Annotated in this window: 13 protein-coding genes; 7 read left to right on the top strand and 6 right to left on the bottom strand. The window is 59.6% G+C overall.

The window, feature by feature from the left end:
* Positions 1-31 precede the first annotated feature (31 nt).
* Entirely contained in the window at positions 32-262 is a 231-nt protein-coding gene (locus JYJ39_RS00900; protein WP_205201258.1) for a hypothetical protein, read from the top strand.
* Between the two features lie 10 nt (positions 263-272).
* Here JYJ39_RS00900 and JYJ39_RS00895 read toward each other — a convergent pair whose 3' ends face one another.
* Positions 273-1,058: a ParA family protein gene (locus tag JYJ39_RS00895; protein ID WP_205201256.1), complete on the bottom strand. Its 786-nt coding sequence runs from the start codon at positions 1,056-1,058 to the stop codon at positions 273-275.
* Between the two features lie 135 nt (positions 1,059-1,193).
* Here JYJ39_RS00895 and JYJ39_RS00890 point away from each other — a divergent pair, with 135 nt between their 5' ends.
* The 6 genes from JYJ39_RS00890 to JYJ39_RS00865 all read left to right on the top strand — a co-directional run bounded on the left by JYJ39_RS00890 (position 1,194) and on the right by JYJ39_RS00865 (position 5,727).
* A complete protein-coding gene (locus tag JYJ39_RS00890; protein WP_205201254.1) occupies positions 1,194-2,366 on the top strand; it encodes an aspartate aminotransferase family protein in 1,173 nt (390 codons plus the stop codon).
* 4 nt (positions 2,367-2,370) lie between these two features.
* A complete protein-coding gene (gene argF / locus JYJ39_RS00885; RefSeq protein WP_205201252.1) occupies positions 2,371-3,285 on the top strand; it encodes an ornithine carbamoyltransferase in 915 nt (304 codons plus the stop codon).
* Between the two features lie 72 nt (positions 3,286-3,357).
* A complete protein-coding gene (locus JYJ39_RS00880) occupies positions 3,358-4,587 on the top strand; it encodes an argininosuccinate synthase (RefSeq protein ID WP_205201250.1) in 1,230 nt (409 codons plus the stop codon).
* Positions 4,588-4,614: 27 nt separating this feature from the next.
* Complete coding sequence (locus tag JYJ39_RS00875) at positions 4,615-4,851, top strand: DUF2788 domain-containing protein (protein WP_205201248.1); 237 nt, start codon at positions 4,615-4,617, stop codon at positions 4,849-4,851.
* Positions 4,852-5,166 carry a pyrimidine/purine nucleoside phosphorylase gene (locus JYJ39_RS00870; RefSeq protein ID WP_205201246.1) on the top strand — a complete coding sequence of 105 codons (315 nt, stop codon included), beginning with the start codon at positions 4,852-4,854 and terminating at the stop codon, positions 5,164-5,166.
* A 66-nt stretch (positions 5,167-5,232) separates the two neighbouring features.
* Positions 5,233-5,727 (top strand): YajQ family cyclic di-GMP-binding protein, encoded by a 495-nt coding sequence (locus tag JYJ39_RS00865; protein WP_205201244.1) that lies wholly within the window; start codon positions 5,233-5,235, stop codon positions 5,725-5,727.
* 36 nt (positions 5,728-5,763) lie between these two features.
* Here the strand turns inward: JYJ39_RS00865 and creD are convergent, their stop codons facing one another.
* From creD to JYJ39_RS00840, 5 genes are all read right to left on the bottom strand, one after another.
* Positions 5,764-7,080, bottom strand: coding sequence for a cell envelope integrity protein CreD (gene creD / locus JYJ39_RS00860; protein ID WP_205201242.1), 1,317 nt, complete (start codon positions 7,078-7,080; stop codon positions 5,764-5,766).
* Positions 7,081-7,285: 205 nt separating this feature from the next.
* Complete coding sequence (locus tag JYJ39_RS00855) at positions 7,286-8,791, bottom strand: efflux transporter outer membrane subunit (protein WP_022675481.1); 1,506 nt, start codon at positions 8,789-8,791, stop codon at positions 7,286-7,288.
* Positions 8,792-8,801: 10 nt separating this feature from the next.
* Positions 8,802-9,932, bottom strand: coding sequence for an ABC transporter permease (locus tag JYJ39_RS00850; RefSeq protein WP_240189486.1), 1,131 nt, complete (start codon positions 9,930-9,932; stop codon positions 8,802-8,804).
* The gene (locus JYJ39_RS00845; protein WP_074246031.1) at positions 9,929-11,089 is read right to left on the bottom strand and encodes an ABC transporter permease; all 1,161 of its coding nucleotides are present in this window, start codon (positions 11,087-11,089) and stop codon (positions 9,929-9,931) included. The genes JYJ39_RS00850 and JYJ39_RS00845 overlap by 4 nt, the downstream gene beginning before the upstream one ends.
* Complete coding sequence (locus JYJ39_RS00840; RefSeq protein WP_205201240.1) at positions 11,089-12,858, bottom strand: ATP-binding cassette domain-containing protein; 1,770 nt, start codon at positions 12,856-12,858, stop codon at positions 11,089-11,091. The genes JYJ39_RS00845 and JYJ39_RS00840 overlap by 1 nt, the downstream gene beginning before the upstream one ends.
* Between the last annotated feature and the right edge of the window lie 16 nt (positions 12,859-12,874).

The following is a 12,874-nucleotide window of genomic DNA, read 5'->3' as shown; positions in this document are numbered from 1 at the left end:
CGTCGTACTACATTGATCTGACGGGGTTTTTATGTTGGCAGGAACGATAGGGAAATATCAGTTCCGCATTCGCACCCGGACCGGAGTCGTCGTTGAGCACCTGTCCTTTCATGGGCGTGACGAGGCCGATGCGCGGCGCAAGGTGGAACAGATCTATAACAATTGCCAGGTGCTCGATTGCGTGTACCAGAACGTGCCGATGAATGGCCGTTTGGGCACCGTCAATTATGAAGACGTGGTGGACCTGATTAGCACCCGCTGAGCCCCCGGGTTTAGCCAGTGACGGGTGGGGCAGCGGGCAGGTGGCCGCGTTCAACCAGTTCGGTGAACAAGTGCTGGTAGTCCTGTGCCCCCGCGCTGCTCGCGTTGCGCCGGAACACGTCCTGGTTGAAGGCCGGGCTCTCGGCGACGGCTACGTTTTCGGTGATGGCGGTGTCCAGCACCTCGTCGCCGTAACGCTCGCGCAGTTTGCTGCGTACGTCTTCGCTCATGCGGCGGCGGCGGTCAAAGCGGGTCAGCAGGTAGTAGCGCGGCACCCGTCGTTTCAGTACCGGCTCCAGGACCTGCAGGGTACGTGAGATCTGCTCGGCCGCCTGCAGTGACAGGTAGTCGGTGGAGACCGGGATGATCAGCAGCTCGCAGGCGAAAATGGCGTTCAGGGCCAGCACACCAATGTAGGGACAGCAATCGATGATGCAGGGACGGTTGGGGTGGCTGGCATCGAGGGTGTCCAGGCCGTGGCGCAGCTTGTTGAGAATCGCCGGGCCCTTGCCGAAAATAGAATCGACCTTGATCAGCTGCTGATGGGCGGGAATCAGCTGGCCGATATTCTCCCAGTCGACTTCCAGTTCGCGCAGCGTGCGCTGGTCCTGGAAGAACGCGAACAGACTCTGCTCCGATGGCAGCGAGGTCTTGCCATGGATGCTGGACAAGTGCCCTTGCGGATCGAGGTCAATGAGCAACGGCGGTGTTCCAGAGCGCTGCAGGGCAGCCCCCAGATTGAGTGCGGTGGTGGTTTTGCCCACGCCGCCTTTTTGATTGAAGATCGCTATTCTCATGGCTGGCCCGTTCTATACAGGGCGCTATTTTTCACTTAACATCTCCATTCCTGCAAGCTTTTCCCGGAAATAAGGGAATCTTGCAGCGTCAACTGGGCGGCGCTGGCCGCCGTTTTTCGTTTATGGGGTCGCCTCATGTCACATGTCATGAATACCTACGCTCGCCTGCCGGTGGCTTTCAGCCAGGGTCAGGGGAGCCGCCTCACCGATACCGAAGGGCGCGAATATCTCGACGCTGTTTCCGGCATTGCGGTCAATACCCTGGGTCACGCCCACCCGAAACTGGTGGCGGCGATTGCCGACCAGGCCAGTCGCCTGATTCATACCTCGAATCTGTACGGCGTGAGCGGCCAGGAAGCGCTGGCGGACAAGTTGTGCGCCCTGTCCGGGATGTCGGAAGTGTTTTTCTGCAATTCCGGTTGCGAGGCCAACGAAGCTGCGATCAAGCTGGCGCGCTTTTATGGTCACAAAAAAGGCATCGAGCTGCCGACCGTGGTGGTGATGGAAAAAGCCTTCCACGGGCGGACCCTGGCGACCTTGTCAGCGACGGGCAACCGCAAGGTGCAGATCGGTTTCGAGCCTTTGGTCACTGGTTTCGTGCGTGTCCCCTACGGTGATCTGGACGCGTTGAAAGCGGTCGCCGAGCACAACAAGAACATCGTGGCGGTGCTGTTTGAAATCATTCAGGGCGAAGGCGGCATCCACCTTGCCGACACGGCCTATTACCAAGGGGTGCGCGCGGTTTGCGATGCCCACGACTGGCTGATGATGTGCGATGAGGTGCAGTGCGGCATGGGTCGTACCGGGCAGTGGTTCGGTTACCAACTGGCCGGCGTGCAGCCGGATGTGGCCACGCTGGCCAAGGGGCTGGCATCCGGTGTGCCGATCGGTGCCTGTCTGGCGGGAGGGAAGGCGGCCGGGTTGTTCGGGCCGGGCAATCACGGTTCGACCTTCGGTGGCAATCCGTTGGCCTGTCGCGCCGCGCTGACTACGCTGGCCTGCATGGAAGAAGAAAACCTGCTCGCCAACGCCGACCGTATGGGACGCCTGATTCGTGAGGGCGTGGCGGAAAATCTGCGTGGCCTCAACGGTCTGGTCGATATCCGTGGCCACGGCCTGATGATCGGTATCGAACTCGACCGGCCCTGTGGCGCGCTGGTGGGCAAAGCACTGGAAAGTGGTCTGCTGATCAACGTGACTGGCGATACGGTAGTTCGTCTGTTGCCGGCGCTCAATTTCAGCGAGGCTGACGCGCGTGAACTGGTCAGTCGTCTGAGCTTGCTCATCCGGGAATTTCTCACGGGGTAAAACCATGGCGCTCAAGCATTACCTGCAGTTCAAGGATTTCAGTCGCGCAGAGTACGATCACGTGATCGAACGGGCACGCTGGATCAAGGCGCAGTTCAAGGCCTATCAGAAATACTGGCCGCTTACCGACCGTACGCTGGTGATGATTTTTGAAAAAGCCAGCACCCGCACCCGTCTGTCGTTCGAGGCCGGGGTGCAGCAGCTGGGCGGTACGGCGATCTACCTCAATACCCGCGATTCGCAACTCGGGCGCGGCGAGCCGGTGGAAGATGCGGCGCAGGTGATTTCGCGCATGAGCGATATCGTGATGATCCGCACCTTCGAGCAGGACATCATCGAGCGCTTTGCCGCCAATTCGCGGGTGCCGGTGATCAACGGCCTGACCAACGAATACCATCCCTGTCAGATCCTGGCTGACATCTTCACCTACATCGAGCATCGCGGCTCGATTCAAGGCAAGACGGTGGCCTGGGTCGGCGACGCCAACAACATGTGCAATACCTGGTTGCAGGCGGCACAGGTGCTGGATTTCAAGGTGCACGTCTCGACTCCGCCCGGATATGCCTTGAACCCTGAACTGATTTCCGGTGTCGACCCGGCGCATTACCAGATTTTTGCCGATCCGATGGCGGCGTGTCGCGGTGCCGATCTGGTCACCACCGATGTCTGGACGTCGATGGGTTTCGAAGCGGAAAACGAGGTGCGGATGAAGGCCTTTGCCGACTGGTGCGTCGATGCCGAGATGATGGCGGTGGCACATCCGCAGGCCCTGTTCATGCACTGCCTGCCGGCGCATCGTGGCGAGGAGGTCACTTCCGAGGTGATCGACGGGCCGCAGTCGGTAGTCTGGGATGAGGCGGAAAATCGCCTGCATGTGCAGAAGGCCTTGATGGAGTATCTGGTTCTCGGCCGGGTGTGATTCCGGTCTGATTTTTTTGCCGCACGGCGGGTGCCGGGCGGCTGCAAACAGCAAAAGCGCAAGGAAAACGAAATGAGCGATGTGAAAAAAGTAGTGCTGGCCTATTCCGGTGGTCTGGATACCTCGGTCATTCTGAAGTGGTTGCAAGATACCTACCAATGCGAGGTGGTGACTTTTACCGCCGACCTTGGTCAGGGTGAAGAACTGGAGCCGGCGCGCGCCAAGGCGCTGAAGGCTGGCATCAAGGCGGAGAATATCTTTATCGACGACCTGCGCGAAGAATTCGTGCGGGATTTCGTCTTCCCCATGTTCCGCGCCAATACCGTCTATGAAGGTGAATACCTGCTGGGCACCTCGATTGCCCGGCCGCTGATCGCCAAGCGCCTGATCGAGATCGCCAATGCCACCGGTGCCGATGCCATTTCGCACGGAGCCACCGGCAAGGGCAACGATCAGGTCCGCTTCGAACTGGGCGCCTATGCGCTCAAGCCGGGTGTCAAGGTGATTGCACCGTGGCGCGAATGGGATCTGCTGTCGCGCGAAAAGCTCATGGCCTACGCTGAAAAGCATGGCATTCCGGTCGACATGAAGCACAAGCAGGGCGGTTCGCCCTACTCGATGGACGCCAACCTTCTGCACATTTCCTACGAGGGCCGTCACCTAGAAGATCCGGCGGCGGAGGCCGAAGAGTCGATGTGGCGCTGGACGGTGGCTCCGGAAGCGGCGCCGGATGCGGCGGAGTACATTGACCTCGATTTCGAAAAGGGCGATCTGGTGGCGATCAACGGCCAGAAAATGGCCGCCCACGAGCTGCTCGCCAAGTTGAACGAACTGGGCGGCAAGCATGGTATCGGTCGCCTCGACCTGGTCGAAAACCGCTACGTCGGCATGAAATCGCGCGGCTGTTACGAAACCCCGGGCGGCACCATCCTGCTCAAGGCGCACCGCGCCATCGAATCGGTGACCCTTGACCGCGAAGTCGCTCACCTCAAGGACGATCTGATGCCGCGCTATGCCAGTCTGGTGTACAACGGCTACTGGTGGAGCCCGGAGCGCATTGCCTTGCAGACGTTGATCGACCACACCCAGCAGAGCGTCAATGGCTTTGTCCGCCTCAAGCTGTACAAGGGCAATGTCATCGTCACCGGCCGCGACTCGAAGACTGATTCGCTGTTCGACCCGACCATCGCCACCTTCGAGGACGATGCCGGTGCTTACGACCAGAAGGATGCCGGCGGCTTCATCAAACTCAACGCGCTGCGCATGCGCATTGCTGCCAATCTCAAGGCACGCAAGAACTGAGAAACAACCAGGAAAGGCTGATTCACGATGGAACCCGCACCGCCGCCCACTGGCCTGTTTGGTCTCTCCGAAGAACAGATCGCCGATTTCTTCTCGACCTGGGGGGTCGGCGTCTTCATCCTGTTCATGCTGTTCATCATCGGTGAAATTGCCTGGCGGTCGAAGGCGGGCAAGACCGGGACATTCGTCCTGTTCTTCGTGCTGGCCTTCGGCATGTTCGGTTTCATCGCCAAATCCGTCATCCAGAAAATATGGGGAATTTGAATGTCCGCGCAATTTGATCAAGTCAGCGTCGTCAAGGCGGCCAATGTGTATTTCGACGGCAAGTGCGTCAGCCACACCATCATTCTGGCTGACGGTTCGAAAAAGACCGTCGGCGTGATCCTGCCGTCCACCCTGACCTTCAATACCGGTGCCCCGGAAATCATGGAAGGCGTTGGCGGTTCCTGCCGCGTCCGGCTCAAGGGCGAAAGCGAGTGGGTGACGTATGGGGCAGGTCAGTCCTTCAACGTAGCAGGCAATTCGTCGTTCGATATCGCCTGCGACGAGCCTTACCACTACGTCTGTCATTTTGCTTGATCATTCCAGGCTGCTGCGGCAGCCAAGGTAGCCGCAGCACCGTCAATACACGTTTCAGGAGTTTCCATGCCTAGTTTTGATTTCACCTCCGAAGCCGACATGGTCGCCTTGAAGAACGCTGTCGATGTTGCCGCGCGCCAGATCGACAACCGCTACGACTTCAAGGGCACCTCGGCCAAGGCCGAGCTGAACGAGAAGGACAAGGTCATCACCCTGTGGGGCGATTCCGAATTCCAGCTGGACCAGATCAAGGATCTGCTGTTTCCGGCCCTGGAAAAGAAGGAAAAGGACAGCGTCAAGCGTCTGGATGTGCAGAAGGTGCAGAGCGTTTCCGGCAACAAGGTCAAGCAGGAATTGAAAATCAAGGATGGCATCGACAGTGAGCTGGCGAAGAAGATCGTCAAGCTGATCAAGGATGCCAAACTGAAGGCGCAAGCGTCCATCCAGGGGGATGCCGTGCGGGTGTCCGGCAAGAAAATCGACGAACTGCGCGAAGCCATCGCGCTGATCCGCAGTAAGATCACCGATTTTCCGATCAAGGACGGTAACTACCGCGACTGAACGCAGGTTGACCCTGCTGCTTTCAGGCTCGGCGCGTCAGCTGTTTTCTCCCCCATCATCCTCTTGGTACCAGTTGAATCGCCGGGTCGCCAGCATGGTCGCGCCGAGTGCGGCGAACAGTAGCAGGCTGCCCATCAGCAGCGCGTTGTCTTCCGAACGCAGCACGCCGAAAAGCACGCCGTAAAGCCCGCTCAGTCCGGCGCCAAAGGCTGCGCCCTGGCGCCAGCCGCCGAGCGCGCCGGTCAGATACCAGCCAATCAGCACGATGCAGGCTACCGCCGACAGGCCGTAGGCGGTGGCGAAGGGCATGTGCTCGGAGAAAGCGATCAGCAGCAGGAAGAAGATCGCCAGCGCTAGCCCGACCAGCAGGTATTGCAGCGGATGGATCGGCGCCCGGCGCAGGATTTCGGTGAGGAAGAAGCCGGCGAAGGTCAGCACGATGAACAGCACGCCGTACTTCACCGCGCGCTCCGACTGCAGATAGACGTTGACCGGGTTGATGAAGTCGATCGCCAGCGCCTCGCCGCTGTTCGGGTTGAGTGCGTTGTCGAAATTGCGGGCGAGGTGGGAGACCTCCCAGCGGGCGCTGAAGCCGTCGGCGCCGACGCTGCGCTCGCGCGGCAGGAAGCGGCCGCCGAAATTTGGGTGCGGCCAGGCCGACTTCAGCGCGATGCGGTTGCTCTCGCCGACCGGCGCGATGGCCAGGCGCGTGGTGCCGGTCAGATGCAGCGGAAAGGCCAGCGAGAAATCGTAGGGCTTGCCCGCCTCGATGCGCCCGAGGGTCACGGTCAACGGCTGCAAGGGCATGATTTCCGGATCGACCTTGCCGCTGGCGAAACGATGGCGCTGGCCGTTGATCGTCACCTCCGGATCGCTGGCCACGCCGCGCGGATCGGACAGCCCGACGACCAGTGTCGCCTGCAGGTCGAGCAGTTCGGCATCGCCGCTCGGCGGCGGCGCGTTGAAGCGGAAGCGGCTGGCGACCTGGCTGTCGAGGTGAAACAGCCGCGCCTGGTAGATGCCGCGCTGGCGCGTCTCGACCTTCACGCCGCCGTCGATCTCCAGCGACTCCGGCGCCACCAGCCGGCGATGCTCGACCACCCGCGTGCTCTCGGTGACCTTGCCGGTCTCCGGCGCCACCCGCGTCTCGCGCAGGCGCTCGCGGTAACGCAGCACGACAATCGGCCCGATCAGCGTCTGCGGCCCGGCCGAACTCTCGGCGATGTTCTGCTGCACCTCGTGCTGCCGCTGGCTACGCTCGCGAATCTGCCCCTCGATCAGCGCCAGCGGTATCAGCAGAAGGATCGACATCGTGACGATGGCGACGATCTTGTAAAGCAGTTTCCTGTCCATGATTGGCTCCCTGGGTGATTGACGGGAGCGAGTCTGGACGGGGTAGGTGAGGTGGTTATGAGGGTTTGTGAAGTGGGGGTGAAGTGGGAGGCTACCGCAAGGGGACGTCAGTCAGCCTCCGGCCACAAGCGGCCAGTAGGCTTCGCCCTAAAGCTGTCATTTGAACGGCTGCTTTCTTAGTTTCTGCCTCCACCCAAGCGGAGCATCAGTCAGCAGTTTCAGCCACTCCACCACCCAGTGCTCGGTATATTGCAATGAAGCGAAGCTGCGTGCGCCCCTGGCTTGCAACAACGTCACGCCTTGCTTGAATGTCGGTACGCTGAGCGTCGATAACATTGAGGTAATCGACCAACCCGGCACGCTCCCGAGCTTGTGCCAACTGATAGACATCAGCACTGCTTTGAGCCTTAACAAGAAGGCGCTGTTGCCGTTCCTGTTCTGCTGCATAGGACGTCAATGCATCGTCAACTTCCTGCCAAGCCCTCAATACCGTCCGTTGAAATTCGATAGCAGCTTCCTGCTGGCGCAGTTCTCGAAGCGTCACGGTGGCACGACGGCGGCCACCATCGAAAATCGGCAAATCCAAACTCGGACCGATAGACCAGAAGCGGCTACCCCAATCACCAAACTTGCCAGCTTCGTAGGAATCCAAACCGAAGCGAAGACCAAGGCGAACACTAGGATAAAGCTGGGCCTGGGCTTCGCCTATCGCCGCAGTTGCCTGATGTAAGCGCGCTTCGGCCGCACGAATGTCAGGGCGTCGACCGGCCAACTCAGATGGCACGCCGAGCTTGTATTGAGGCAACACCATTGCCGCGGCAGGAGCACTCTCGGCGGCCAGCTCTTTGGCCAAATCACCGGGGCGCAGCCCGAGAAGCAGGCAAATACGGTTCTTGGACTGTGCCTCCTGTTCAAGTAGCGGGGGCATCTGTGCCTCAAGGTCAGCCAGTTGCAGCCGCTGGCGCTCAAGGTCCAAATCGTTGGCGAGTCCATGCTTGCTCCTGGACTCCATCATAGATGTCCGCTCGCGCAGGGCCGTGATGTCGTCCCGCGTCAATTTCAACAGGCGTTGCGTTGTGCGCAGGTCGATATAGGCCATCGCCAAGTCGCTGGAGATGACGAGTCTGGTCTGGTCAAGTAATGCCAACGAATTGGCGATGTCTGCATCAGCAGCCTCAACCGCTCGGCGCACACGTCCCCACAGGTCAATTTCCCAAGACGCATCGAATCCGCCTTGGTAGGAGGTGTAAGGCTCGGATAGTGATTTGGCAACCGCATCCCGATTATTCGGCGCCATTACGTCCAGCACCCGGTCCCCCGCCGCGTATTCGCTCTGCCGCTGGCGAATTGCGCCACCCTGGAGTTTGACTTCGGGGACTTGCTGGCTAGCAGTGACACTCCTCTGAGAGCGTGCCTGTTCATAGTGAAGCATTGCAGTCTTCAAGTCTGGGCTGGACTCAAGCACGCGGGTTTCCAACTGGTCCAGCACGGAATCCTGAAATGCAGCCCACCACTTATGCTCGGGGGCTCCCTGCATCCCCTCGTTCCTGGGCAATTCTTTGCTCGAGCTCGACCATAAAGACCAAGTGGCCGGAGACAAAAGCTCAGGTGCCTTATAGTCAGGGCCAACGGCTGCACATGCCGACAATAGAATGCTCGTGCTCAGGAGCCACAGCGACCGATGCACACGCAAGGTTAAGGTGTTCTTCATTGCATTCCCCTTAGGTCAGCCGATTTCGGAAAAGCCATGCGGCAACGGGAAGCGTTATCGCGGCTATCACCAGCATCGGGACAAAATCCATTCCTACGTCCTGCCAACCAGCACCCTCCAGATAGACCCGGCGAACCAGGTCGATGGCGAATCGCAACGGGTCGGCGTAAGTCAGAATCTGTAGTGCGGTAGGCATGTTGCCAACGGGCGTGACGAGCCCGGACAACAGGATGAGCGGCATGATGAGTACGAAGGCGTAAACCATTGCCTGGTGCATATTCAGGGACAGCGCCGAGATGGAGAGACCAATACCAACGCAGGCCGTTGTAAAGGCGACAAGCCCCACATAGAGCACAACCAAGGACCCCTGGAACGGAATCCGGAACCAGAACAGCGCCACGCAGAAAACCAGGCTTGCCTGCACCAGTCCGATAGTGATGGCCGGCGACGCCTTGCCAATCAAAATCTCCATGGGTCGCAGTGGCGTCACGAGCAGTTGGTCGAACGTGCCCTGTTCACGCTCACGGGCCACCGACAATGCGGCCAACAGCAAAGTTTGAATCATGCTCAGGGAAGCAATCAGGGCGGGAACGATGTTCCACCGAGATTCCAGGTTGGGATTGAACCAGGCTCGGATTTCAATGTTGACGGGTGGACGTACCGCGTTGGGTAGTGAAGCGTTGAATTGGCCAATCAGGGTGCTCAGGTGGCCAGCCGCCATATTGGCAGTGGTCGAGTTACGCCCATCGAGAATGAGCTGAACAGGTGCGCTACCCGTTGATGCTAGTTTCGCGTCGAAGTCGGGCGCGAAGTGGAGAACCAGCAGCGCCTCGCCATTGTCGATAGCACGAGCAATATCGCTTGAATTGCGCAGCGTCGCCGCCCGTACAAAGACCTTTGAGCCCTCCAGACGAGCCAGCAGATTTGTCGAGGCTGCGCCATGACTCTCATTTAGAACGGCGTATCGCACATGATTGAGGTCGTAGGTGGCCGCGTAACCGAAGACCAGCGACTGGATAACAATCGGGACGATGAGAATTACCCGGATGGCGGGGTCCTTCAAAATCGCCAAGACTTCCTTGCGGAACAGGAAGGAGATTCGGCGAAGAGAACCAGTAATGGATTCGAGCAGAGTCATCATCGGTCCAATGTCTTCTTGGTTCGTAGACGCGCGCCCGTGATGAGCACGGCAAACTGCACGACAAGGATTGTCCAGTCGCGCACGATTAGGTTGAGGTTGTCGCCGGCCAGGAAGCTCATGCGCGCCAGTTCAACGTAGTAGGTTGCAGGCAGGATGGACGCGACCTTCTGGATGCCGGTCGGTACGTTGTGCAGGTCAAACAGGAAGCCGGAGAGCATCAGGGCCGGCAGGAAGGTAATGATGACGGCGACCTGGCTTGCAAGAAACTGATTGCGGGCGGCCGCTGAAATCAACAACCCCAGACTCAGTGCGACCATCAGATAAAGCATTGAACTGACCATCAGCACCCAGAGCGAACCGTGAAGCGGCACATGGAACAACCCCCGGGCGGCGACCAGGCAGAGCGTCAGCCCTCCCATACCCACCGCGAAGTACGGGATGATTTTGGCGAGCAGTATTTCGAGGGAACGCACCGGGGTGACGAAAAGGGCCTCCATCGTTCCGCGCTCCCATTCCCGGGCGATGACCATCGAGGTTAGGAATCCGCCAACCAGGGTCATGATGAGGACTATCAGCCCAGGAACCAGATACCAGGTGCTCGAATTGGCCGAGTTGAACCAGAGACGGTCAACAAGCTCCACGCCTGGAGCAGCACTGACCCTGCCGGCGCTATCGGCGCGGCGCTTGTTCCATCCATCAATGGCTGCGGACACATAACCACGAAGACTGGCGGCCGTCGCTGCATCCGTTCCATGGACGACAAGCTGTACCGTTCCTCGGCCCTGAGCCAGTTGCCGAGAAAAGTCGGAGGGGATGCGGACAATGCCGTCGACCTGGCGGCCACGCATCAGGGCTTCCGCCTCGGCCATCGTCGTGACGTAACGAGGGGCGATGTAGTCCGAGCCACGCAATCCCGCCACAACATCGCGCGCCATGGGCGCGCCATCTTCTAGGACGATGGCGACTGGCGCATTCCGAATATCGAGCGAGAGTCCGTACCCGAAGAGCAGTATCAGTGCGATGGGCAGGAAGATACCTATCGCCAGGTTGCTCTTGTCGCGTATCAGCTGGCGAAACTCCTTGATGGTGAGCGCCCTGAGCCGTCGCCAAAAATGACTCAAGTTTCGTGGGAGCCAAGTCGATTGGGTTTGCATCATCAGGCCTCCACCGCGGTGGCACCGGTCGGCCTGCTTTCGCGCGCCTTCTTGATAATCTCCAGGAACGCCTCATTCATGTTCGCCGCACCCGATGCCTGGCTGCGAACTTCGTGAGGTGTTCCAATCGCCAGCAAGCGCCCAGCATCCTGGATGACGATGCGGTCGCAATACTCCGCTTCCTCCATGAAATGGGTTGTGACGATGATGGTGGTGCCTTCGGCCGCAAGGGTCGTGATGCGCCGCCAGAAAGCACGACGGGCGAGTGGGTCGATGCCGCTGGTGGGCTCGTCGAGGAAGAGAATCTCGGGGCGATGTATCAGGGCCGTGGCCATGGCCAGCCGTTGCTTGAAACCGCCGGGAAGCTCACCGCTTCGTTCGTCTTTCTTTTCCCGCAGCTGAAATTCGTCTAGCGCTCGCTCTACCTGGGCATTCAGCTCCTGTCTGCCCAAGCCATAGGCGCCTCCGAAGAACGTGAGGTTTTCGGTGACGGACAGATTTCCATACAGGGCAAACTTCTGGGAGACATAGCCGATGCGAGCGCGAGCAGGTGCTCGGGCGGTTCTCAGGTTGAAACCCGCCACCTCGAGGAAGCCACTGGTCGCCGGGAGCAGGCCGCAAAGCATGCGGAATGTGGTCGTCTTCCCCGCGCCATTGGGCCCGAGTAGACCGAAGATTTCGCCTCGGCGAACGCTGAACGAGGTACTGGCAACCGCTGTAAAGCTGCCAAATTGGCGAACCAGGTCGCGGACCTTGATTAACTCGATTGAGTCCTTCGTGTCGAGCTGTACAGACGAACTCTTGGTCTCAACCGCATCCTCGTGGCCGTCCTGGGTCGCACGCTCGCGCAGGAGGGTCATCACTCCATCTTCGAGGCGGGAGGGAGTGGCCTCGCATCGAGCTCCCAGAAGTATTCCTTCAAGGTCACGAGGCTCCGTGCCCCCAGCCTGGATAAAGCGCACCGCGCCGCTTTCCGGCACAGCATCGAGAACATGCCTCTTATCGTCGATAAGTCTCGCCTGTAGCGTCCTAGCCAACTCACCTTCCCGCGGATAGGCAACAAAGCAACGGCCCTTGGCCGGCCGGCACAGTTCATCCGGTGTGCCCTGGGCTAGCACTTGCCCTTCAGTCATTACGATGACGTGCTTACAACGCTCTGCTTCGTCCATGTAAGCCGTGCTCACAATCACCGGAAGACCTTCTTCCTCGACTAGCTGCTGCACGATGCGCCACAACTCACGGCGGGAGAGCGGGTCAACGCCGACGGTCGGTTCGTCGAGAAGAAGTAGCCGGGGGGAACGTACCAGCGTGCAGGCCAACCCAAGCTTTTGCTTCATGCCGCCCGATAGATTTCCTGCCAGGCGATTGGTGAATGCGGCCATGTCTGTCATGGACAGCATGCGGTCAAAGCGTTCTCGACGCTCATCCATTGGTACGCCGTGCAGGTCGGCATAGAGATTAAGGTTCTCCATGACGCTCAGGTCTTCATAGAGGCCAAAGCGTTGAGGCATGTAGCTGATGAGGTCTTGTACCTCCTGGGGCTTGGCGGCCACATCAATGCCCAGTGTGTAGAGGCTCCCTGAATCCGGCTTCATCAGACCAGCGATTAACCGTATGAGTGTGGTCTTGCCCGCGCCATCAGGCCCCACGAGGGCGGTGAGCTGCCCTTTGGGAATCGAGAGGGTGATGCCGTTCAATGCCGGCCCGCCAACCGCTCCTTTGAAGCGTTTGACGACATCCTTTGCATCAACGGTGAGAGCAGTTGTGGTCATGATTTGCCGAGTGCCT

The sequence above is a fragment of the Azonexus hydrophilus genome (assembly GCF_905120355.1).
GTDB lineage: Bacteria > Pseudomonadota > Gammaproteobacteria > Burkholderiales > Rhodocyclaceae > Azonexus.
The sequence above is the reverse complement of the archived record's forward strand: the minus strand, read 5'-3'. Positions and strand labels throughout refer to the sequence as shown.

Bases quoted from the DNA above. Each gene is read 5' to 3' on its own strand.
- JYJ39_RS00900 (WP_205201258.1), top strand. From the start codon at position 32: ATGTTGGCAGGAACGATAGGGAAATATCAGTTCCGCATTCGCACCCGG.
- JYJ39_RS00895 (WP_205201256.1), bottom strand. From the start codon at position 1,058: ATGAGAATAGCGATCTTCAATCAAAAAGGCGGCGTGGGCAAAACCACC.
- JYJ39_RS00890 (WP_205201254.1), top strand. From the start codon at position 1,194: ATGTCACATGTCATGAATACCTACGCTCGCCTGCCGGTGGCTTTCAGC.
- argF (WP_205201252.1), top strand. From the start codon at position 2,371: ATGGCGCTCAAGCATTACCTGCAGTTCAAGGATTTCAGTCGCGCAGAG.
- JYJ39_RS00880 (WP_205201250.1), top strand. From the start codon at position 3,358: ATGAGCGATGTGAAAAAAGTAGTGCTGGCCTATTCCGGTGGTCTGGAT.
- JYJ39_RS00875 (WP_205201248.1), top strand. From the start codon at position 4,615: ATGGAACCCGCACCGCCGCCCACTGGCCTGTTTGGTCTCTCCGAAGAA.
- JYJ39_RS00870 (WP_205201246.1), top strand. From the start codon at position 4,852: ATGTCCGCGCAATTTGATCAAGTCAGCGTCGTCAAGGCGGCCAATGTG.
- JYJ39_RS00865 (WP_205201244.1), top strand. From the start codon at position 5,233: ATGCCTAGTTTTGATTTCACCTCCGAAGCCGACATGGTCGCCTTGAAG.
- creD (WP_205201242.1), bottom strand. From the start codon at position 7,080: ATGGACAGGAAACTGCTTTACAAGATCGTCGCCATCGTCACGATGTCG.
- JYJ39_RS00855 (WP_022675481.1), bottom strand. From the start codon at position 8,791: ATGAAGAACACCTTAACCTTGCGTGTGCATCGGTCGCTGTGGCTCCTG.
- JYJ39_RS00850 (WP_240189486.1), bottom strand. From the start codon at position 9,932: ATGATGACTCTGCTCGAATCCATTACTGGTTCTCTTCGCCGAATCTCC.
- JYJ39_RS00845 (WP_074246031.1), bottom strand. From the start codon at position 11,089: ATGATGCAAACCCAATCGACTTGGCTCCCACGAAACTTGAGTCATTTT.
- JYJ39_RS00840 (WP_205201240.1), bottom strand. From the start codon at position 12,858: ATGACCACAACTGCTCTCACCGTTGATGCAAAGGATGTCGTCAAACGC.